The organism is Pseudomonas sp. I2 (assembly GCF_040984075.1).
GTDB classification, from domain to species: domain Bacteria; phylum Pseudomonadota; class Gammaproteobacteria; order Pseudomonadales; family Pseudomonadaceae; genus Aquipseudomonas; species Aquipseudomonas guariconensis_B.
Genome location: NZ_JBCGFQ010000005.1, coordinates 1 through 19858 on the forward strand (window position 1 = coordinate 1; position 19858 = coordinate 19858).

Sequence of the window (19858 nt, forward strand, 5' to 3'; positions counted from 1 at the left end):
CACAGGGACCGCGGCGACCACATATGATGCGGTTTGCACGGACAATGTGGGAGCCGGCTTGCCGGCGATGGGCTGCAAAGCAGCCCCAGTACCCCGCTCACCCACGGCCCCCGCACACCTCCACGGCCTGCTCGGGCAGGCACTTGAGGTGCGGGACGAAATTGCATGGTCCGGTGCGCCAGTCCAGCTGCTTGCGCAAGATCGCGTCCCAACCGGTGCGGCAAGCGCCCGGAGAACCCGGCAGGCAACACACCAAGGTGCCGTTGCTCAGGCCCGCCAGGGCACGCGACTGGATCGTCGAGGTGCCGATCTCTTCCAGCGAGACCTGCCGGAACAACTCGCCGAAACCTTCCACGACCTTCTCCAGCAAGGGCTCGACAGCCTGGGGCGTGTTGTCGCGGGCCGTGAAGCCCGTGCCACCGGTGAGCAGCACCACCTGCACCTGCGGGTCGGCGATCCAGGCGCACAGGCGGGCGCGGATCTGCCAGGTATCGTCGGGCACCAACGCCCGCTCGTGAAGGATGTGCCCGGCCTCCTCAAGGCCATCGACCAGTGCCTGGCCCGAGCCGTCGTTAGCCAGGGTACGGGTGTCGCTGATGGTCAGCACGGCGATGCGCAGTGCCTGGAATTCGCGGGATGCAAGGTGAGCCATGCTGGCGCCCTCCTCTGGATGACAGCCCGCAGCCTGGGCCAGGCCGAAGCCTGCGCCCATCCCTCGAAGGAGGTACCACCGGGGTATGCGGCGAGAAACCTTGATGTCGATCAACGCTGGCGGGTGTACCAGGCATAGTCTGGAGGCAGACGACCGCTGTCGGAGGGAAACCATGGCCAAGAAATTTCCCCACAACCCCAGCCATCCCGAGCGCATCTGCTGGGGTTGCGACCTGTACTGCCCGGCGAAGGCATTGGCCTGCGGCAACGGCGCGGACCGGACCATGCATCCGGCGGAGTTGTTCGGCGAGGACTGGTACCAGCAGGAGCAATGGGCCGAGCAGGCCAGCGAAGAGACGGTGCCCGACACAAGGGGCACACAGGCGCCATAGACGAGCCAGCCGCCTCAGCGCCGACGCTCCTGGCGCAGCGCCACCAGCTTCGCGCGCATCTCCCGATGCCGCTTGCCGTTGAGCACCAGCAAGGCCAGCAGCGGCAACGCGGCACTGATCGCCAGCAACAAGGCGGGCACCGCGCCGCCGAACAGGCTCAGGGCCATCAGCAGGCTGATGACCAGCACGCCGACCACGACCCTGACCGCCCAACCCTGCCCACGGATCATCAGAAAGTGCCCCAGGCACAGCACCAGCACCAGGCCACCGCTGAGCAATACGCTGTACGACGCATTGTCCGGATGGTCGCGCCAGTGGCTGTCCACCCACAAGGTCACCGCCAACGCCACCGACAGCAGCGATGCGAAGAACCCCAGCAGGAACGTGGGGAAGTAGCGCGCCATGAAGGCACCGAAATCACTGCCAGCGGCCATCACTCGATTTCCTCATAAAGCCCAACGGCAATGCTCTGCACCGTGGCACTGCCCGCCAGGCCAAAGGTGGCGCCCAGGGAGTCGCGCAGCAACGTCTGGGTGGCATGGCTGATCTGGGTCGGCGTGTAGCGCTTGGCCAGGGTCCCGGCCGCCTGCTCGAGCTTGAGCTGCTTGGCGGTCAACGCCGGGTGCTTGATCGACAAGAGCTCGGTGGTCAGTGCCTTGCGCTGCTGGCGGGAAAGGGTCTTGCTCAGCTCCAGCCAACTGCGCCCGGTGGCGGCCTTGTGCACCTGCAGGTACTTGAGCGTGGTCAGGCCCGAGGCGCCAACGCCCAGCAGCGAGACACCGTCGAGCACCCTGGACGCGGCCTGGTACCACTCGTTCTCGTCCAGGGCGTCGTTGGCCGCCGGATTGGTGGTTTCACGCACCGTGCGCATCACGCCGATGCCGCACTGGATACTGCTGGCGGTGGCTGCAGCCCCGCCGATGTAGGTCAGTACCAGGCTGGTACCGCCGGAAAACGGCGCGGCGATGGTGCCGCTGAACACCACGAACCACCCCAGCACCGCACCGGCGCAGGACAAGGTGGTATTGACCGCCTCCTTGATCACCCGCGATTCGCGGGGGTTGTTCTGCAACTGCTCGGTGTACTGGGCCGGTGTCTGGTACTTGTTGATCTCGCGCAGGATCACGCGCTTGGGCTTGATGCTGCAGATCGGCTGGAATTCGCGCAGGGTGATGACGTTGTAGTTGGCGTCGATGTACACCACCCCGGCGCCAACGATGCGCGGGTCGGCATCGATGGCGGCGAACATCTGCGGCAGGTTGATGCGGCTCTGGATGCGCTGGCGCGCCATGAACTGCGAGGTGTTGCCCAATTGGTTGACCAGAAGATCTGTCACAGGTCGATTCCCTCAACTCTCGGTGCCGCGATAGGGGCGCAGCGCGCCCCTGGTTTCAGGCTCACACGTTCGGGCAAGGCACCGGTGCCCAGTCGCCCATGTCCGGGCTGTTGCACATACGGTTGACCTGGTCCTGGCCGGCCTTGGCCACCTGCTGGGCCTCGGTCTTCTTGCTGGTGGCGTTCTGCAAGGTCTTCTCGGTGGCCACGGCCTCCTTCGGCACCGCCGGCAGCTTCTTGGGCGTGGTTTTCTTCGCGGTCTCGGCCTGGGCCACCACGGTGACGTCCGAACGCTGCACGCCGACCTGCTTGAGGTCTTGCTCGTAGGCCTGGGTGTAGTTGTCCAGGTTCTCGCCGAGACGGCCGCTGACCGCCGTGATCAGGTTGTTCGACTCCTGCAGGCCAGAGACGATCTCGGCCAGGCGCTTGCGGCCCTCGGTGTCGTCGATGCGCTTGGCCTTGCGCCCGTCCATCAGGTTGGCGAACTCGCGCTGGTAGCAGCTCTGCGAAGCCTTGGCATAGGCGGTGGTGCGGTCCATGTCCGCCGCGCTCTTGTCGATGTCGGTGGCATAGGAGGCGATGCGCTGCTTGTCATCGCTGATCTGCTTCTGGCGTTCGGTGTAGTAGCCCGCCGCACCGCCGACCAGGGCACCGCCGGCCGCGCCGATGGCAGCATTGCGGCCACGGTTGTCGTTGTCCACCAAAGCGCCGGTCAGGGCACCGCCCACGGCGCCGAGCAGCGCACCGGTGGCCACCGAGCGGGTCATGTCGGAGTCGGTGGAGCGCAGGTGCTGCACCGGCTCGTAGCAGTTGGGGTAGTACTCGACCTTGGTGGTCGCACCGATCCTGGACACCGGCGAGCCGGCGCAACCGGTCAGCAGTACGCTGCTGAAACCCGCCGCCAGCAGCAGTGCGGTACGGGCCTGGGAAGCGTTGATCAGGGGCTTGCGTGTGAAAAGCATGGTCAGGTTCTCTCTTGGGTTGTACGGGGCCGACCAGCGTCATGCCGGCCGGGATTCCTTTCTCGGTCGAGTCGTTCAGGGCCTCGGGGTGGCCGAGGCGAGCAGCTCCTTGAGGATCGTCGCCGGGTCGGCCCGCCGGTTCTGGCGGTACTCCCCGACATGGCGGACGAACAGGGTCGCACGGGTCACCAGGCTCCTGCCCAGGACCGGCTTGCGGTTGAGTTCTTCCTTGACCCGCTGGAACTGCGCCTGGATCACCGCATCGGTGTAGCGCGTGCCGCTGGCCAGGTTGTCGATGTAGATCGCCACGGCGCCGTCCAGCGCGTTGCGGCCATTGGCGATGGCGGCGGCGAACATGCGGGCGCTGGTCGGGTCGCCCGAGGCCTCGGCCTGCCGCTGGCTGTTCTGCAGGTTGGTCAGGCGGATGTTGTAGTTGTTGATGGTCTCGGCCACCAGGGCGGCGGACTGGATCAGGTTGCCGGCGGCTTCCTCGCGTTGCTGGGCGATCAGCGAGACGTTGCGCTTGAGCTCCTCGTTGACCAGCCCAAGCTCGGCCTGCAGGCGTGGGTCGGCGGTGCTGGCGATGATGCCGTCCAGGCGCTTGGTCGGGTCCTGGGCATCGTCGATGGCGTCGGTCAGGCTGGCCAGGCGGCCCTCCTTCTGCCATTGCTCGAACAGCTCCTGGTAGCGTGAGCGCGGCGCCGACAGGGCACCGATGGCCACCCGAAAACCGGTGGTCTCGTTACGCTGCTCGGTGCCGTCGGCGCCGAACAGCGGGTATTCGCGGCGCATGCCGGTGAACAGCGTGCCCTCGCCTTCCAGGTAGTTGCCGCCCTTGACCACGAAGCCGCCATAGGCCCCCTGGCGCCGGCCGGCATGCACCAACTGGAACGACTCCTGGACCATCTCCGCGGCGTTGCCGATCACATCGAACAGCCCCAGCGGGTTCGGCTGCCGGGTGCCGATCGGCATCAACCGCGCAGCCTGGCCGGTGCCACCGGCCACCTGGTTGAACACCGCCCAGTCGGCCAGCGGCCCTTCGCTGTCGCTGCCCTCGACCTTGCGCGGGAACAGCCGACCTTCCAGCGCCTGGCGGCTGACCACCGAACCGCCACGGGCGGCGAACTCCCACTCCACTTCGGTGGGCAGGCGCACGAAGCCGATACCGCCATCCTCGGGCTTGCTGCCACGGCCGCTGATCGGCAGCAGGTCGCGGTGATGCTTCATCAGCCAGGCGCTGTACACCGCCGCGAAGCGCTCGGCCTCGAAGCGCGACAGCTTGACCTTGGGCAAGCGCCCGGCCGCCTCGGTGACCGGTTCGCAGGCCGGTGGCGCCTCGCCGCTGGCCAGGGACTGGGCCTGGGACATGACCTGGGCATACTGCCGGGCGGTGACTTCGTACTTGCCGATGAAGTACATCATGGGCTTGAGCGGGCTGCCGGCCTCGACCTTGGGCAGGCTCGGGCCGACCTGCTCGCGCCACTGCGGCGCCAGGTCCTGCAGGCTGAACTGGCCGTTGATGAAGTCGCGGCGGTAGCCGGAGATGAACGACTGCTTGTAGCCCGCCTCGCCCTCGCTGAAGGGGTAGCCGAGGCTCACCTCACGGTCGTCCAGGCTGCCCTGGGCCAGCACATAGACGTGGCGGAACACCATCTCGCCGCCACAGGGCAAGGGCAGGCTGACGTCATCGGCCAGCGGCTTGGGGTTGTCCAGCTTGGCGCTGGCAGTGGCTTCGACCTTGTTTCCAGGCTGGGCCTCGTTCCCAGGTTGGGCCTTGGGCTTGTCATCGTCGTCGGCCTGGACGCAGGCGACCAGGCTCAGGGCGGCGATGACCAGGGCGGCGGCCTTCAGGCGACGTTCAGACATCACGGATTCCTTCGCAGGTGTCGATCCGCGCCACCCGCCAGCCGCCCAGGGCGGCCGCGGCAGCACTGGCCAGCAGGACGGCGAGCAGCGCGACGAGATAGTGCAGGGGCAACAGGTGGCTGGCGTACTCGCCGGGCACCTGCATGAAAAGCCGGTTCAGGCCGTGTTCGGCCAACAGGTACAGCACGGCGGCCAGGGCCGCGGCCAGCACGCCGCTGTAGAGTGCCTGGAGCACCACGAACAGCAGCAACGCGGCGGTGCCCAAGCCCAGCAGGCGCAGCACTGCCAGCTCGCGCTGCTTGCGCTCCACCGCCGCCACCGCGCCCGCGGCGATGGCGGCAGCCGCGCCGCTCACGGCCAGGGCGGCGATGATCCAGAACACCAGGTCGAGGTTGCGGCTCAACGACTGCACCTGGGCGATCCGCGCCGCCTGGGTCGAGACCAGCACCTTGCGCTCGGCGAAATAACGGCGCAGCGGCTCCACGTCGGCGAGCCCACGGGCATACAGGCGAAACGCCGGGTAGACCCGCTGCGCGGGGTCGGCCTGGGCCTCGCCCGGCCAGCCAAGGGCCGGCACGGCACGCCCGTCGCGATAGTCTTCGGCGGCCTCCAGCAGCGCCAGGGGGGCGAACAGGGCATCGCGCTCGAATGCCGCCAGTGGCAACACCGCGAGCACCCGCAGGCGCGCCTGGCGCCATTGCACCTGGCCAGCCTGCTGGCGGCCGATGCTGGCCTGCAGCTCATCGCCGGCCTTGGCGCCGAGCTTTTCCGCCGCGGTGAAACTGAGCACCACCTCCTGCAAGTCGCCCGGCAGCGGCACACCGTGCAGCAACGGATCGCCAGCGGCGGTGGGCAGCATCTCCACCGTCACTCCGCGCCCACTGGCCGGCAGCAGCAGCTCGGCGGTGGCGGCGATCTGCCGGGTACGCGGGATAGCGAAGGCCACGTCCGGACGGGCGCCCAGCGCAGCGACGAAGGCGGCATCGAAGCGCCCGCCGCCCAGGGGGATGATTTCGCGCACGCCCGGGTCGCGCTGCAAGCGCTCGGTGAGGCTGCCGACCAGGCCGAACTTGAGGCCGAACAGCACCAGCAACGGCGCGATCACCGCCACCAGCGCCAACACGCTGCAGGCCGACAAGCGCCCGTCGTTGCGGTAGTCCTGCCAGGCCAGGCCGGCGATCAGCAGCGGGCGCATCAGGCTGCCCTCTCCAGGGTCGCGGTGACGCCGCCGTCGGCATCGCGCCGGCACGCCATGCGCAGCACCGACAGGCCCGCGCTGCGCGCCAGGGCCTCGTCGTGGGTGGCGACCACGCAGGTCACCCGATGTGCCTGGGCCTGCTGCAACAGCAGGTCCATGACCCGCCCGGCATTGACCGGGTCGAGGGCCGCGGTGGGCTCGTCGGCCAACAGCAGCGCCGGGCCGTGCGCCAGGGCGCGGGCACAACTGACCCGCTGGCGCTGGCCCAGGGACAGCGCGGCCGGGCGCTTGTCCAGTTGGTCGTGCACGTCGAGCGCCTCGGCCAGGCGCTCGACGCTGCCGTCGTCGCTCAACCCGAGCAACTGGCGCGGCAGGCGAATATTGCCGCGCACGTCGAGAAAGCCCAGCAGCCCACCGGCCTGCAACACATAGCCCAGGTGACGGCTGCGCAGCGCGGCCAGGCGATCGAGCCGGCGCTGGCGCCAGAGCCCGGCGATGTCCTGCTCGATGCCGTCGAGCCCCAGGCTGAAGCCCTCGGCGGCATCGGGCGCCAGCACCAATGCCAGTAGGTCCAGCAAGGTGCTCTTGCCGCAGCCGCTGGGGCCGACCAGGGCCACGCGCTCACCCGCGGCCAGCCGCAGCCGGTCGATCTCCAGGCTGTAGCGCTGGGCACCCTGCCCGCGCGTCTTGCGCACCCCCTGCAAGCGGATCATCACGGCAAGGTCGACAGCGGGACACGGTACAAGGCATCACCCGGCTCGGCATTGCCGAAGCGCACCCAGTTGGCCATGTCGTTGTGGAAGGTTTCGTACAGGCGGATCTTCGACTCCAGCTCGTCGATGAAGTCCTCCTGCTCAGCCACCGAGAGCGACAACCACAGGTCCTGGGTCATGCTCAGCGACTTGCTGCGGTACGGCAGGCCCTCCAGGTACTCGCCGAGCACACCGCTCTGGGCCAGGTTGGCGCCCTTGCGCAGCTCGCCCGGGTCGCGGCTCATGTAGGCGCTGGCGCTGGCGATCTCGTTGAAGAAGTCGCCGGGGGACGAGCGGGTCTTGCGCGCGGCATCGACGATCAGCTTGAGCGACTGCTGCAGGTCGTTGAGCTGCAGCTTGGTCAGCATCACACACACCTGCAGGGTCGGCAGCGCCGGGTTGGTCAGGTCGCGGTCGGCGGTCCAGGCGCTGACCAGGCGCGGCGCCTGGCTGGCGCCCTGGCGGCCGAGGAAGTCCATGTGCATGGCGTAGCCGATGGCCTGGGACTTGGCCGCCAGGCTCGACGCCGAGGTCAGCAGCGGCACCGGTTGTGGCTGCTTGTTGCGCACCTGGTGGACCAGCTCGGCGAAGGTCGAGCCGATCTCCCGCACCCGCTCGCCGAACACCGACACCTCGCCACCCGGCACCGAGACGTAGAGGTCGCCGATCTGCGGGTTGCTGTCGGCGCTGAGCACACGGTACTGCTGTTCGGCCGAGGCATGGTTCTTTTGCCCGGCCGGGGTGCGCAGGTGCAGGGCGTAGATCTTGATCTGCTTGCTCAGGGCGGCCTGGCGCACCTCGGCCTCGTTCATCTGGGTGCTGCTGAACGGGTCGTTCTTGCGCAAGGCGCCCGCGTCGCTGACCAGCAGGATGATGCGCCCGCCGTAACCGGACCAGTCCAGGCCCTCGACCGCCTGCAGGATGCCGGCGAAGGCATCTTCGTTGAACGAATGGCTGGAAACCTGGGTGGCCTTGACCTGCGACGCCGCCCGCAGGAAGCGCGCCGGGTCGCGGCCCTCGTCGAGGTTCACCAGGGTCTTGCTCAGGTACTCCAGGCCGGGCGTGCGCTGGGTGCTGTTGCGAAAGCCCACCAGGCCGAAGCTGACGTTGTCCAGCTCGCCGCGTGCCGCCAGTTGCTGCTGCAGTTCGCTGACGACCTGGCGGACCCGGTCGATGTAGGGCTGCATGGAGACCGAGGTGTCCACCACCAGGACGATGGCCGTGCGAAACGCCTTGTCGTCGCCCGCCGCGACGCCTGCGGCCGTGGCCGCGCTGTCGCGGGCACTGGCGCCTGGGTCGATGGAGGCGATGTTGAGCAGTTGCACCGGCTGGCCTTCGGCATCGAAGCTTTCACGGAAGTCGAAGATCGGCATCAGGTAGAACTGCTCCTGGGGCACCGCGCTGGCGGTTGGTTCCAGGGCCATCACCTGGGGCACCTGGTCCGGCTGGCCCTGCGCCTTGAGCAGGGTATCGCGGGCCATGCCGGTATCGTCGAGCAGGCGCTGCACGTCATCGGCCTGGCGCAGGAACATCACCGGCGAACGGCCGGAGCGTTCGGTGAACTTGAGCACCAGGCTCTGCTTCCAGTCGCTGGTCTGCCCGGCGGGCAGCCAGCCGTCGCGCTGGCCATCGCTGGAGGCGCCGACCTGCACCCAGGGTTTGCCGTCGACGTCCTTGCGCTGGTAGACGTAGAGCACGCTGAACGCCGGCAGGCTGTCGCCGGGCTCGGCCCCAGGCTCGCTGGCCAAGCGCGCGCCGGGCTGGCTCAGCACCCGCTGGAACAGCGTCTTCTTGCCTGGCATCAGCAGCGGGCGCTGGTCATCCACAGCCGCGACGGGCGTGGCGCTACCCTGCTCGGGCGCCTGCGGCGAGGGCGGTGTGGTGGCCTGTGCCAGCGGCGCGTCGGGTGCCGGCGTATCGCCGCTGCCCAGCCACCAGTAGCCGACACCTGCAAGGCCGAGCGCGGCGGCGACCGCCACGGCCAGCAACGCCATGGCGGGTTTCTTCCTGGCAGGTACGGGCGCGGGCGGTGCCTCGGCCGCCGGGCGCCTGGCCGGTTCGGCGGTCGGTGGCACCTGGGGGATCTCGATGGAAACCGGCGTCAGGCCGCCCAGGTCCGATGGCGTCGGGGCCACCGGCGTGCTCACCGGCAGCGGCCGGACCTGCGTGGCTTCGCTGTCCTCGGCCGGCAGGCGGTCGAGGGCCGCGAGAAACGCGGCGGCATCGGCGAAGCGTTCGTTGGGGTCCTTGGCCAGCAGCCCGCGCAGGATGTCCTGGTAGCGGCCATGCTCGATGGGCAACTCCGGCAACGGCTCGGTGAGGTGGGCCAGGGCCGTGGACAGGGCATCGTTGCCGCTGTACGGCAGCTTGCCGACGAGGATCTCGTAGAGCACCACGCCCAGGGCATAGAGGTCGGCACGGCCGTCGATCTCCAGCCCACGGGCCTGCTCCGGGCTCATGTAGCTGGGCGTACCCACGGCGAAGCCCGCCTGGGTGAACTGGGTGCGGTCGTCCAGCGACTTGGCGATGCCGAAGTCCGACAGCACCGCGGTACCGTCGGCGCGGAACAGGATGTTGGCGGGCTTGACGTCGCGGTGCACCAGCCCCTGGGCGTGGGCATAGCCCAGCGCCTGGGCGATCTGGCGCACGTACAGCAGCCCCTGGCGAGGCTCCAGCCCAGCGGCGATGCGCTCCTTGAGCGTGCCATTGGGCAGGTACTCCATGGCCATGTAGTACAGCTCGCCGACATTGCCGATGTCATGGATGGTGGCGATGTGTGGGTGCGACAGCCGTGCCAGGGTCCGCCCTTCGCGCAGGAAGCGCTCGCAGAAGGTCGGGTCGGCGGCCAGGCTCGCCGCCATGATCTTGAGCGCCACCTTGCGCTCCAGCGAGCGCTGGGTGGCCAGGTACACGCTGGCCATGGCGCCCTGGCCAATCTCGCTGTCGATGTCGAATCCGGGAATCTGCATGTCCATGGTGGAGTTCTTCAGCCGGCCTTGACGACCACGGCGGTGATGTTGTCGGGAGCGCCACGGGTCAACCCCAGGTGCACCAGGCCGCGCACCACCTGGTAGGGGTCGGCGTGGCCGAGCACGTCGCCGATCTCGTGGTCCTCGGCGGTCTTGGTCAGGCCATCGCTGCACAACAGGTAGGTGTCGCCGGGCAGCACCTGCAGCGCGACCGCCTGCAACTCCAGCCGATCCTCGACACCGATGGCACGGGTGACGATGTTGCCGCGCGGGTGCACACGGGCCTCGGCCTCGTTGAGCAGGCCGCTGTCCTGCAGTTCCTGGACGTAGCTGTGATCGTGGGACAGGCGCTCGATGCGGCCATCGCGCAGGCGGTACAGGCGGCTGTCGCCGGCCCACAGGCCGATGCCCTGGTCGCCGCGCACGGCCAGCACCACCACGGTGCTGCCCATCATCGCCACTCCACGGCGGACGGTTTCGTCGCGCACCGCACGGTTGACCCGGGCGAGGCTGTCACGCACCGCCTGGGCGCACTCTTCCAGGCCCTGGCACGGCGGCAGGCGGCGCAGGCTGTCGACGGTCAGGCTGCTGACGTAGTCGCCAGCGGCATGACCGCCCATGCCGTCGGCCACCGCCCACAGGCCATCGGCGGTGAGCTCCAGGCAGGCGTCTTCGTTGATCCGGCGCACCATGCCGGTATGGCTGTAACTGGCCGCGGTGTAATGCATGGCGGTCATCCGAAATCTGCCTCGCTACCCAGGAGAAACCCGGCGAAATCCTCGCTGCGCGGCAAGCCGGCACAGCGCATCAAGCCAGGAGCGATACGCTCCGAGCCCCTGCCCCACCACAGGCTCATGCCCTCGCAGGCGCACTCGGCCAGGGCCAGGGCGCGGCCTTCGGGCGTGGTCGCGTCCAGCCGTTGCAGCCCCCCCACCGTCAGCCGCGCAGGCATCGCCTGGGGCAGCGGCCGGGTGTCGCGAAAGGGCTGCAAGGCCGCCGCGAAGGCGTCGAAATCGGCATCGGGCTCGAGCGTGGCCAGCAACGTGGCCTCGACCTCCTCGAACCACGCCTCGCCCCCGCCCACGGCCGCGGCGAGCCGTTGCCCTGGCTCCAGCACCTGCGCCACGGTCAGCGGGAAGTACCGGCCCACCCGGTCGATGCTCGGCATCAGCACGCCGACCACGGCCTGGGGCCCGCACACCCCCGGCGCCAGCGCAAAGCGCCACAGGGGGCTGACCAGGTAGGCCTGCAACCACTGCTCGCCGAGCTGGCGCTGGCTGGCCTGGATCCCGGCGGCCAGCCACTGGTCCCAAGGCTGGATGAAACTCGTCGGCAGGCCACGGCTGACGAAGTCGCCACGGCAGGCCAGCTTTCCGTAGAACCCCACGTCGTTCACAGGCGCTCCGGCAGGCTGAAACCGCTGAGCACACGGCTGCGGAACGGGTTGAAGGCACTGCTGGCACGCAGCTCGTAGGACACGCTGGCCCCTTCCACGCGCAGGCGCAGGTTGAAGCGCTCCGGCGAGCCGCCCGCCACCAGGTCGGACTGGTCGAGCAGGCGGAACCAGGCCCAAGGCCCTTCCAGGGTCATCCCGGAGCGGCCATTGGCCAATGGCGGCGAGATCGACAGGCGCACCACGCCGATGCTGTTGGGGTTGGGCCACTGCAGCGCCACCGGGCGGCTCGGGCCGTGGTCGTAGCTGACCTGCTGGCCGTCGAGGTCGAGCAAGAACTGGGTGATCGAGGCATCCATGGCTACCGGTTTGAGTTCGAAGCGCACCCCAGGGCGCAGCCCGCCGCCGCTGCGGAAGAAGGCGTCGCGGATCGCCGCGGCACGCTGGAAGGTGTGCAGCACGTTCGAGCTGATGCCAAGCTTCTGCGCCGCGCCCGGCTGCCAGCTCCACGGCGAGGTGGCGGTGTTGACGTAGGGTTGCAGGTACTTCTGGAAGTAGTTGTCCATCACCCCGCCGACGCCGAAGAACTGGCCGAAGTCTTCCAGGGTCGCGTCGCGTGGGCTGCCGGCTGACAGCGGGTAGCGGCCACTCAACGACTGGCGATAGACGCTCACCACCTCGCTGGTCCAGGCCGCGTTGAGCTGGTTGCGCACCCCGCCCATGACGATCGCGTTGGTCGAGCCGACCACCGAGCCGACCAGTTCCTGGACCACCTTCGGCTGGCGCGCCGCGCCCAGGGACACACGATGGGAGGCAGCCTGGACCTGGTTCTTGGCCTCGCCCAGCAGGGCCTCGCCGCTGGCGCCGACCATGGCGCTGACCTGCACGTACAAGGCGTTGAGGTCGCTGAGCAGGCCGTCGAGCGCGGCGGGCTCGCCCTCGCCGCCGTCGGCCAGGGCCGCCAGTTCGGCGAAGTGCGCGGTCACCGGGTCGACCTCGCGCGTTGCCTGGCGCTCGCCGGGCACCGGCGTATCGCCGAGCAGGCCGCCGAGGCGCTGGCGTAGCTGGTCGACCCCGGCCTGCTCGACCTTGGCCTGGGCCTGGTCGAGGGTGGCCGGTTGTTGCAGGTCGGTTTCCCTGGCCACCGCCTGGAGCAGTTTCTTCAAGGGCGAAGTGGGGCCAGACAGCACGCGCAGCACGTCGGCAGCCTGGCCGACGCTGGTGATGGGCACGAAGTCCAGGTCCGCCAGCAGGGCATCCCAGTGGCGGATGTAGTCCTGGTAGAACAGCTGGCGCACGTCATCGGCCAGGCGCTTGGCATCGCCCGCCTCACCCACTTCGCGGCCAAGCACCCAGCGTTCCTCGGCCAGGGTCGTGCTGTGGGCCAGGCTGGCGGCGAGGAAGGCCTTGCGGTAACCCTCGACGGTGAACAGCCCTGGGAGCGGTTCGTCCAGCGGCTTGCCGCTCTTGCGCCGGAACACCAGCGCAGCGTCGCGCCCGGCGGCCTCGCTGATGCGAAAATCGACGACCCCGGACGGTAGCTTCTGGCGCTTGACCCGGTCGTAGACGCGCTGGGCTACCGGCAGCTGTTGCAACTGGCGGCGCGTGTCGTCGATCAGGCGCTGGTCCAGCCGGGCATTGGGCGGGCGCCGCTCGAACAGCGCCTGCAGGTGCTGGTCGAGGGCCTGGCGCTGGTCGGGCGCCAAGTCGCGGGGCAGGTTGCGCTCCCAGTCGAGGCTGATCCAGGCCTTGATGAACTCGGCGTCGTAGTGTTCGCCGTCGGCCAGCATCAGGTAGGCCTTCAGGCCCTCGTAGAGGTAGTCGGAGGGGCCGCCGGCATACAGCTGCTCCTCGATGCGGGTGACCAGGCGCGGGGCGAAGATGGCGATCAGCAGCTTGCGGTAGACGCTGGCCGACTCGCCTTCGAGCATGTCGCCCTGGTACAGCCCCAGGCCCTCGGCCCAGGCCGGCGGGTCGTCGGCCAGGCGGCGCACGGCGTTGAGCAGCGGCAGCACCTCGATGACCTCGCGCTGGGCCGGGCTCAGTTCCTGGACGCTGCGGCCCAGGGGCTTGAGGCGGTTGTCCACCTCGGCGATGTAGGCCTGGTTGGCCCGGTAGCTCAGGGTCCACAGGGTGCCGACCACCAGTACCAGGGCCACGCTCAGGGCCAGGGCGCCACGGGCGATCCACTTGCGCCGCCGCTCGACCTTGGGGTCGCAGCCGACCAGGCCGCGCTCGGCGAACGCCACGGCGGTGAACAGCCGCTCGATGAAATAGCTGCGCCCGGTGCCGCTCTGGCGCGCCAACTGCGCACGGTCCAGGCCCATGCTCTGGGCCATGCTGCCGATCAGCCGGTCGATCGGGCTGCCTTCCTGGGTTCCGCTGGTGAAGTACACCCCGCGCAGCAGCGCGCGCTCTTCGAAGGCATTGGGCTTGAAGACGCCGTCGAGGAACACCTGCAGGTTGCCGCGCAGGGCGGCGAACTGCTGGACGAAACCGTACACCAGGTCACGCCGGGCTGGATCGCGCTCCTGTTGCAGGCGCTCGACCAGGCGCTGGTTGAGACGCTGCTCGAGCAAGGCGAACTCGCCGCTGAACTGGGCCAGCGGGCCATCGCCTTGCTGGCCGTCGTCCAGGGGGAAGGTCATGCCCCAGACCTGGGCACGTTCTTCCTTGCCCAGGTTGTCGAAGAACTCCATGAAGCCCGGCAGCAGGTCGAGCTTGGTCAGCATCAGGTAGATCGGGAAGCGCACGCCCAACTGGGTGTACAGCTCCTGGATGCGCGTGCGGATCGCCACGGCGTGGGCGGCGCGCTCGGCATCGCTGCACAGCAGCAGGTCGGACAGGCTGATGGCGATGAACGCGCCATCGATCGGCCGACGCGAGCGCTGGCTCTTGAGCAGGTCGAGAAAGCCCAGCCAGGCCGCCTTGTCCACCTGGGCATGGCTGTCCTGGGTGGTGTAGCGCCCGGCGGTGTCGAGCAGCACAGCCTGATCGGTGAACCACCAGTCGCAGTTGCGCGTGCCGCCTACGCCCCGGATCGCCCCGGCGCCCATCTGCGCCGCCAGGGGGAAGTGCAGGCCGGAGTTGACCAGCGCGGTGGTCTTGCCCGAGCCGGGCGGGCCGATGATCACGTACCACGGCAGCTCGTACAGGTTGCGCCGCTCGTCGCCGCCCAGGCGCGCTTTCTTCAGCAGGGCCAGGGCCTCGTCCATGCGCTGGCGCAGGGTCGCCAGCTCCTCGGCGGTGGCTACGCTGGCCGGGTCTGGGGCGGTCTCGGCGGCCAGGCTTTCCATCACCTTGGCCGCCTGGCGACGGGCCTGGACGATGCGCCAGACACGGTAGGCGATCCACACCGCGAACAGCAGGACGATCAGCGCCCAGCGCGGTGCGGCCGGCACCAGCCAGTCGAGCAGCGGGCCGACGAACCAGATGATCAGGCTCAGGGCCAGCAGGCCCAGTACCGGGATCACCCAGCGAATGACAAAACTGAAAAACGCCTTCACTCGACGCCCTCCGCCAGAACGGTGATCTCTACCCGGCGATTCTTCGCCCGGCCCTGCGCGGTGTCGTTGGAGGCCAGCGGCTCGGTGTCGCTCAGGCCCTGGGCGCTGAAGCGCCCGGGTTGGCCGGTGCGCGCGGCGAGGAGCTGGCGCACCTCCTCGGCACGGGCCTGGGACAACGCCCAGTTGGATGGGAAGCGGATCGTGGCGATCGGCCGGTTGTCGCTGTGGCCGGTCACGCGCACGTTGCCCTTGACCTTGGCGATGGCCTCGGCGATGCGCAGCATCAACGGCTGGAAGTCGCCCTTGATGCTGGCGCTGGCGGAGGCGAACAATTCATCCCCCCGGATGGTCACCACCGAACGGTCCACCGCATCTTCCACCGCGACCCGCCCGGCCCGGATATCCTCGGCCAGCAGGCCGGCCAGGCGCGGGCGTTCCACCGGCTTGGGCTGCACCACCGGGCGGTCCATGGCCTGCACCGGGATCTCGCCCAGGGCGTGGATACCCCGGAACACCGGTTCGGCGTCAGCGGCCAGCTTCAGGCGCAGGCCGAACAGCACCAGCAGCAACAGCGCCAGGGCCACCGCCAGGCCGACCCAGGGCGGCACGAACTGGGCCAACCGGTCACGCGCCACGCTGACCCCACGCCAGTGCGGCGACAGCTCGCGCTCGATCTCGCCACGGGCCCCCCGAATGGCCGCCGCGGTGCGCTCGCGCAGGGCCTCGAGCTGGGCGCGACCACCGTTCATGACCCGGTAGCGGCCTTCGAAGCCCAGGCTCGTGCACAGGTACAGCAGCTCCAGCAGGTTGAGCCGCTCGCGCGGGCTTTGCAGGCAGTGTTCGAGCAGTTGGAACACCTTCTCGCCACCCCAGGCCTCGTTGTGCACGGTGATCAGCAGGCTCTGCTTGCCCCAGTCGCTACCGCTGCCCCAGGGCGTGCTGAGCACCGCCTCGTCGAGCGCCGTGCACAGGGCGTAGCGCGCCAGCAGCACCTCGTTGCGCGGCACCCCGGCGGCCTCGGCGCGCTCTTCGAACTGGCGCAGGTAGGCCAGCAGTTGCGCGCGCAGGCTGGCCGGCGCGGGGTGGGCGATGGTGTTGCGCAGACGGGTGAGCAGCGCCAGCAGCGGGCCAGCGGCCTGCTCCAGGGGATTGAGGCCCTCGGCCTGGCCCGGCGCCAGTGGCTCGGCGGGCACGTTCAGCGGCGCCGCCGCGGCCGGTGCGGCCGGCTGCGGGCCGCGCCCGCCAGGGCGCGGCATGAACTGGGTACGGTCGTTGGCCTGCGGATCGTCGGGCTGCATCGCGGTTTATCCTCGAATGGCCCAGAAGGCCAGGTTCAGGCCAGGGAACTCGCCGGCGACGTAGAAGGCGAAGCCCCCGGAGTGCTGCAACTGCTTCCAGTGTTCGCTGCCACGGTCGAGCTCGAAGTAGGTCGAGCCGGCATGGAACGGGATCTGCCGTGGCGCCACCGGCAGCGGCAACAGGCCGATGCCCGGCAACTGCAGGTTGACCAGGTCGCGGATGTGCTCCACCGAGCCGATCTTGCTCTGCTGGCCGAAACGGCTGCGCAGGGTTTCGCTGGGCACGTCGGCGCGCACCACGAGGACGAAGCTGGCGCTGTCCAGCAGGCTGCGGTCGGCGAGCATGGCCACGTGGATGCCATAGGCCTTCTCGACGATCGGGATCGCCACCGCCTTGCTGTCGATCAGCATCGACAGGGCTTCGCGCAGCGCCGCCATCACCGGGGCGAAGGTCGCCGCCAGGTCGTCGTGCTGGTATACCGGGTAGCTGGCCGGGCGGCGGCCTTCGCTGCAGAACGTGGAGAACTCGCCGGCCAGGGCGAGCAGTTCGCTGTACAGCCGCTCGGGGTGCAACGGGCTGAGCTGGTTGAGGTGCTCGAACAGCGGCTGGGCGCGGTTGACCAGTTGCAGCAGCATGAAGTCGGCGATTTCCGAGGCTCCGCCGTTGGCCGAGGCCACCACCCGCCCGGCCAGCGCCTCGCCGCGCTGGTGCAGCAGGCCCAGCAGCTCGCTGCGAAAGCCCGACAGCAGGTCGTTGGCGCTCACGTCGAGCAGCGGCGGGATGTAGCTGTCGTCGAGCACCAGGGCGCGGTCGGCGCGTTTCTCGCGGATGCGCACCACGCCCAGCGCGGCGTACTCGCCCAGGCCATCCTCGCTGTGCAACAGGCGCAGGGCGCGGCTGCCCAGGGCCAGCGGCGCACGGTTCTCGAACGGCGCGTTGTCGTCGCGCACTTCGCTCACCCGGCTGACATAACGCGCCCCGTCCAGGGCCTGGCCGTCGTCGACCGTGTCACGCGCGCCGGCGCGCTTGAGCGGCAGGCCGAGGTGGATCACGCCGTCGCGCAGGTCGTCGGGGATCTCCAGCGGCGGTGGCGGCAGGTCGTCACGGGGGATGTCGAACGGCGTGCCATCGGGCAGCAGGCCACGGGCGCTGAGGATCGCCAGCTTGCCCTGGGCCAGCAGGCCCTGGTCGATCAGCAGCTCGGAGAAACCCCAGGCAGCGGCAGACAACGGCCGGCTGCGGGCATCGATGAGGTTCTCCAGGTAACGGTCGTGCTGCTGGAAGTGCTGGGTCGTGATGAACATGCCTTCCGACCAGACCACTCGATTGTTCCAGGACATGGGTTCTCCGATTGCCTAGCGCACAGGTTCAGGTTGCGGGGTGGCCACGGCGCTGCGCACGGCGCGCACATCGAGGCTGATCTGGTAGTCGCGCGGTGGCACCGGCAGCACGCTGCGCCATTGGGCCTGGTCGATTTCGCGGTAGCCGACCACCAGGCCGACCTGGCGCGTGGCCGGGTCCAATGGGCGCTCGATGCGCAGTTGCTCGCCGGGGTGCAGCAGCACTTCGTCCTGGTCGAGCAGGTCGGCGCCAAGGGTGGCCTGGGCGCGCTCGGCCAGGGCGAAGTAGTCGGCCCGGGCGAAGGTGGCGCTGTTCTTCAGCTCGTAGATGCGCACCCGCACGGGTGCCGGGCTGCCGCTGGCGCCAGGGTTGAGCCCGGCAGCGGCACTGAAATACAGGGTGACGCCTGGCGCTTGGCCGGCCGAGGGTTCGACTCCGCCCTGCCCGCCACAGCCACTGAGCAGCAGGGCAACCAGGGCGGCGATCAGTCTTCTTGCATTCATCCTCGTCCTCATGACGTATCGGTCTTCTTCCTTCCCGGCGCTTGGCTCAGGAGCGTTGCAATCGAGCGCTATGGGCCTCGTAGGCACGGCTGAACTCACGGCCGAACAGGTCCTGGAAGTCGTCTTCGGCTTCCTGGGAAATCTGCTTGTACAACGCGGTGAACTGCTGCCAGCAATGGGCCTGGCGCGAGCCGCCGAACAACTTGCCAAGGCCTGCGGGCGGTGCCAGGCGAGCCTCCAGCTGGCCCGGTTCGAAGCGCGTCAGCAGGTGCTTGATGGCCGCCTCGACCCCAGCCATCACCGCAAGCTGGTGGGCACGCAGGTCATCGAAGCTGTCACGCACCGCCTGGTCGGGGGCCATGAACGCCTGGCTGCCATGGCGCAGCAGCAACAGCAGGGCTTCGTCGGCGTTGGGGGCGAACTTCAGTGGGTTGTTCTGCACGGGGGCGATGGTGGTCTGCTGCATGCGGAACTCACCCTTGAGGCTGCTGCGCGCGCGCAGCACGTCGATCAGCCCCTCGACCATCAGCCGGTAGCTGCGGCCGATCGCCTCCATCTGCGCTGCGGCATCACCGCCATCGATGCACAAGTGCTCGACCCCCGCACCGCGCAGGAACGCCTGGAGCAGCGCTCCATCGGCCATGGGCGCCGTGGCGGTAGGCACTGGCGCTGGCGGCTGCGGCTGCGGCTGCGGCTGCGGCTGCGGCTGCGGCTGCGATTGTGGTGGCGGCGCGAGCGGCTCGGTGGGTGTTGCCGGGGCAATCTCGACCTGGGGCGCAGGCGGCGGCGTGCTGCCGCCGAACAGGTCCCAGTCTTCAGGGATCAGGCCCGGGCTGGCAGGCGCTGCCGGGGCGGGCGCCGGGGCGAGCGGCTCCGGTGGATGGAAGGCATGCTGCTGGGCCGGCACATGGTCCGGCTGGCTGGCGGGCGGCACGCTGGAGGGGCCGAGGAAGTCGAACAGGTCCGGCAGGGTGTCATGGCTGGAGGCACCCGGCGGCACCACGACCGGCGCTGGGACGACAGGGGGAGCGGAGGCGGCCACCTGGTTGGCCATCAACGCCTCGAACCCGTGCGCACTCGGCTGGTCGGCGGCGGGGACGGAAAACCCCGAATCGATCCGCGCCTGGATTTCATAGTCACCAATGCGGATGACTTCACCGTCCATCAGCGGTTCGCTGTTGCCACGACGCAGGCGTACACCGGCATGCACCAACTCCACGCCATTGGTGCTGTTATCGGTCAGATAATAACGCCCATCTTTGAACTGGATCACACAATGAGACGAAGACACCAGTCGCTCCGGATCGGGCAATACCCAATCATTGTCCGCGCCGCGACCAATGGTGATGGCACCCGTTTCAAGCAACATTTCCGGGCATTGTCCCGGTGTTATCTTGTGATAACTGGTTATGGTCAGGCAAAGTGCCATCACGCCTCCTTGCATATATATGAAACGCGCGCACCCTCAAATGAATGGGCCGCCCAGCTCGCCCCACATCATGCGCACAACCCTTGAATCACGTGGCTTTCAGGCCTTAAATAGAATCAGGGTCGATATATTCAATCATAATGAACAGGCACATTGATGGCACCTGACAAATGGATAAACCTGCCTGACAAACGGATCACCGCCCTCTTTGCCGAGGTGTAGCTTACCTTGACAGCATTTTGGAAATAAACCATAAATGCGC

The 19858-nt window shown here is 68.8% G+C and carries 16 protein-coding genes; 1 reads left to right on the forward strand and 15 read right to left on the reverse strand.

Features of this window, described 5'->3' with window-relative positions; translation table 11 throughout:
• Positions 1-97: 97 nt before the first annotated feature.
• Entirely contained in the window at positions 98-652 is a 555-nt protein-coding gene (gene moaB, locus WCE05_RS03895; protein ID WP_253080264.1) for a molybdenum cofactor biosynthesis protein B, read from the reverse strand.
• Positions 653-824: 172 nt separating this feature from the next.
• Here moaB and WCE05_RS03900 point away from each other — a divergent pair, with 172 nt between their 5' ends.
• The gene (locus WCE05_RS03900; protein ID WP_225786586.1) at positions 825-1043 is read left to right on the forward strand and encodes a DUF3079 domain-containing protein; all 219 of its coding nucleotides are present in this window, start codon (positions 825-827) and stop codon (positions 1041-1043) included.
• A 14-nt stretch (positions 1044-1057) separates the two neighbouring features.
• Here the strand turns inward: WCE05_RS03900 and WCE05_RS03905 are convergent, their stop codons facing one another.
• The 14 genes from WCE05_RS03905 to tagH all read right to left on the reverse strand — a co-directional run bounded on the left by WCE05_RS03905 (position 1058) and on the right by tagH (position 19596).
• Positions 1058-1477, reverse strand: a complete 420-nt coding sequence (locus WCE05_RS03905; RefSeq protein ID WP_253080265.1) for a hypothetical protein — start codon at positions 1475-1477, stop codon at positions 1058-1060.
• The gene (locus tag WCE05_RS03910) at positions 1477-2379 is read right to left on the reverse strand and encodes an NAD synthetase (RefSeq protein WP_225786588.1); all 903 of its coding nucleotides are present in this window, start codon (positions 2377-2379) and stop codon (positions 1477-1479) included. The genes WCE05_RS03905 and WCE05_RS03910 overlap by 1 nt, the downstream gene beginning before the upstream one ends.
• 61 nt (positions 2380-2440) lie before the next feature.
• Positions 2441-3340, reverse strand: coding sequence for a type VI secretion system-associated lipoprotein TagQ (tagQ, locus tag WCE05_RS03915; RefSeq protein WP_225786589.1), 900 nt, complete (start codon positions 3338-3340; stop codon positions 2441-2443).
• Between the two features lie 75 nt (positions 3341-3415).
• Positions 3416-5206: an SUMF1/EgtB/PvdO family nonheme iron enzyme gene (locus tag WCE05_RS03920; protein ID WP_253080266.1), complete on the reverse strand. Its 1791-nt coding sequence runs from the start codon at positions 5204-5206 to the stop codon at positions 3416-3418.
• A complete protein-coding gene (locus WCE05_RS03925; protein WP_368815476.1) occupies positions 5199-6401 on the reverse strand; it encodes an FtsX-like permease family protein in 1203 nt (400 codons plus the stop codon). The genes WCE05_RS03920 and WCE05_RS03925 overlap by 8 nt, the downstream gene beginning before the upstream one ends.
• A complete protein-coding gene (locus WCE05_RS03930; RefSeq protein WP_225786861.1) occupies positions 6401-7117 on the reverse strand; it encodes an ABC transporter ATP-binding protein in 717 nt (238 codons plus the stop codon). The genes WCE05_RS03925 and WCE05_RS03930 overlap by 1 nt, the downstream gene beginning before the upstream one ends.
• Positions 7117-10131, reverse strand: a complete 3015-nt coding sequence (locus tag WCE05_RS03935; protein ID WP_253080267.1) for a serine/threonine-protein kinase — start codon at positions 10129-10131, stop codon at positions 7117-7119. Before WCE05_RS03935 ends, WCE05_RS03930 begins: the two co-directional genes overlap by 1 nt.
• A gap of 11 nt (positions 10132-10142) precedes the next feature.
• On the reverse strand, positions 10143-10862 hold the full coding sequence (locus tag WCE05_RS03940) for a PP2C family serine/threonine-protein phosphatase (protein WP_225786593.1): 720 nt from the start codon (positions 10860-10862) through the stop codon (positions 10143-10145).
• Positions 10859-11521, reverse strand: a complete 663-nt coding sequence (tagF, locus tag WCE05_RS03945; RefSeq protein ID WP_225786594.1) for a type VI secretion system-associated protein TagF — start codon at positions 11519-11521, stop codon at positions 10859-10861. The genes WCE05_RS03940 and tagF overlap by 4 nt, the downstream gene beginning before the upstream one ends.
• Entirely contained in the window at positions 11518-15024 is a 3507-nt protein-coding gene (gene tssM / locus WCE05_RS03950; protein WP_368815477.1) for a type VI secretion system membrane subunit TssM, read from the reverse strand. Before tssM ends, tagF begins: the two co-directional genes overlap by 4 nt.
• Positions 15021-16322, reverse strand: a complete 1302-nt coding sequence (locus WCE05_RS03955; RefSeq protein WP_225786596.1) for a DotU family type VI secretion system protein — start codon at positions 16320-16322, stop codon at positions 15021-15023. The genes tssM and WCE05_RS03955 overlap by 4 nt, the downstream gene beginning before the upstream one ends.
• A gap of 6 nt (positions 16323-16328) precedes the next feature.
• Complete coding sequence (gene tssK, locus WCE05_RS03960) at positions 16329-17663, reverse strand: type VI secretion system baseplate subunit TssK (protein ID WP_225786597.1); 1335 nt, start codon at positions 17661-17663, stop codon at positions 16329-16331.
• 15 nt (positions 17664-17678) lie between these two features.
• On the reverse strand, positions 17679-18167 hold the full coding sequence (gene tssJ, locus WCE05_RS03965; RefSeq protein ID WP_225786598.1) for a type VI secretion system lipoprotein TssJ: 489 nt from the start codon (positions 18165-18167) through the stop codon (positions 17679-17681).
• A gap of 46 nt (positions 18168-18213) precedes the next feature.
• Entirely contained in the window at positions 18214-19596 is a 1383-nt protein-coding gene (tagH, locus tag WCE05_RS03970) for a type VI secretion system-associated FHA domain protein TagH (protein ID WP_368815478.1), read from the reverse strand.
• Positions 19597-19858 lie beyond the last annotated feature (262 nt).

Coding starts and splice junctions, on each gene's coding strand:
- moaB (WP_253080264.1), bottom strand. CDS start 652: ATGGCTCACCTTGCATCCCGCGAATTCCAGGCACTGCGCATCGCCGTG.
- WCE05_RS03900 (WP_225786586.1), top strand. CDS start 825: ATGGCCAAGAAATTTCCCCACAACCCCAGCCATCCCGAGCGCATCTGC.
- WCE05_RS03905 (WP_253080265.1), bottom strand. CDS start 1,477: ATGGCCGCTGGCAGTGATTTCGGTGCCTTCATGGCGCGCTACTTCCCC.
- tagQ (WP_225786589.1), bottom strand. CDS start 3,340: ATGCTTTTCACACGCAAGCCCCTGATCAACGCTTCCCAGGCCCGTACC.
- WCE05_RS03920 (WP_253080266.1), bottom strand. CDS start 5,206: ATGTCTGAACGTCGCCTGAAGGCCGCCGCCCTGGTCATCGCCGCCCTG.
- WCE05_RS03925 (WP_368815476.1), bottom strand. CDS start 6,401: ATGCGCCCGCTGCTGATCGCCGGCCTGGCCTGGCAGGACTACCGCAAC.
- WCE05_RS03930 (WP_225786861.1), bottom strand. CDS start 7,117: ATGATCCGCTTGCAGGGGGTGCGCAAGACGCGCGGGCAGGGTGCCCAG.
- WCE05_RS03935 (WP_253080267.1), bottom strand. CDS start 10,131: ATGGACATGCAGATTCCCGGATTCGACATCGACAGCGAGATTGGCCAG.
- WCE05_RS03940 (WP_225786593.1), bottom strand. CDS start 10,862: ATGACCGCCATGCATTACACCGCGGCCAGTTACAGCCATACCGGCATG.
- WCE05_RS03955 (WP_225786596.1), bottom strand. CDS start 16,322: ATGCAGCCCGACGATCCGCAGGCCAACGACCGTACCCAGTTCATGCCG.
- tssK (WP_225786597.1), bottom strand. CDS start 17,663: ATGTCCTGGAACAATCGAGTGGTCTGGTCGGAAGGCATGTTCATCACG.
- tssJ (WP_225786598.1), bottom strand. CDS start 18,167: ATGAATGCAAGAAGACTGATCGCCGCCCTGGTTGCCCTGCTGCTCAGT.
- tagH (WP_368815478.1), bottom strand. CDS start 19,596: ATGGCACTTTGCCTGACCATAACCAGTTATCACAAGATAACACCGGGA.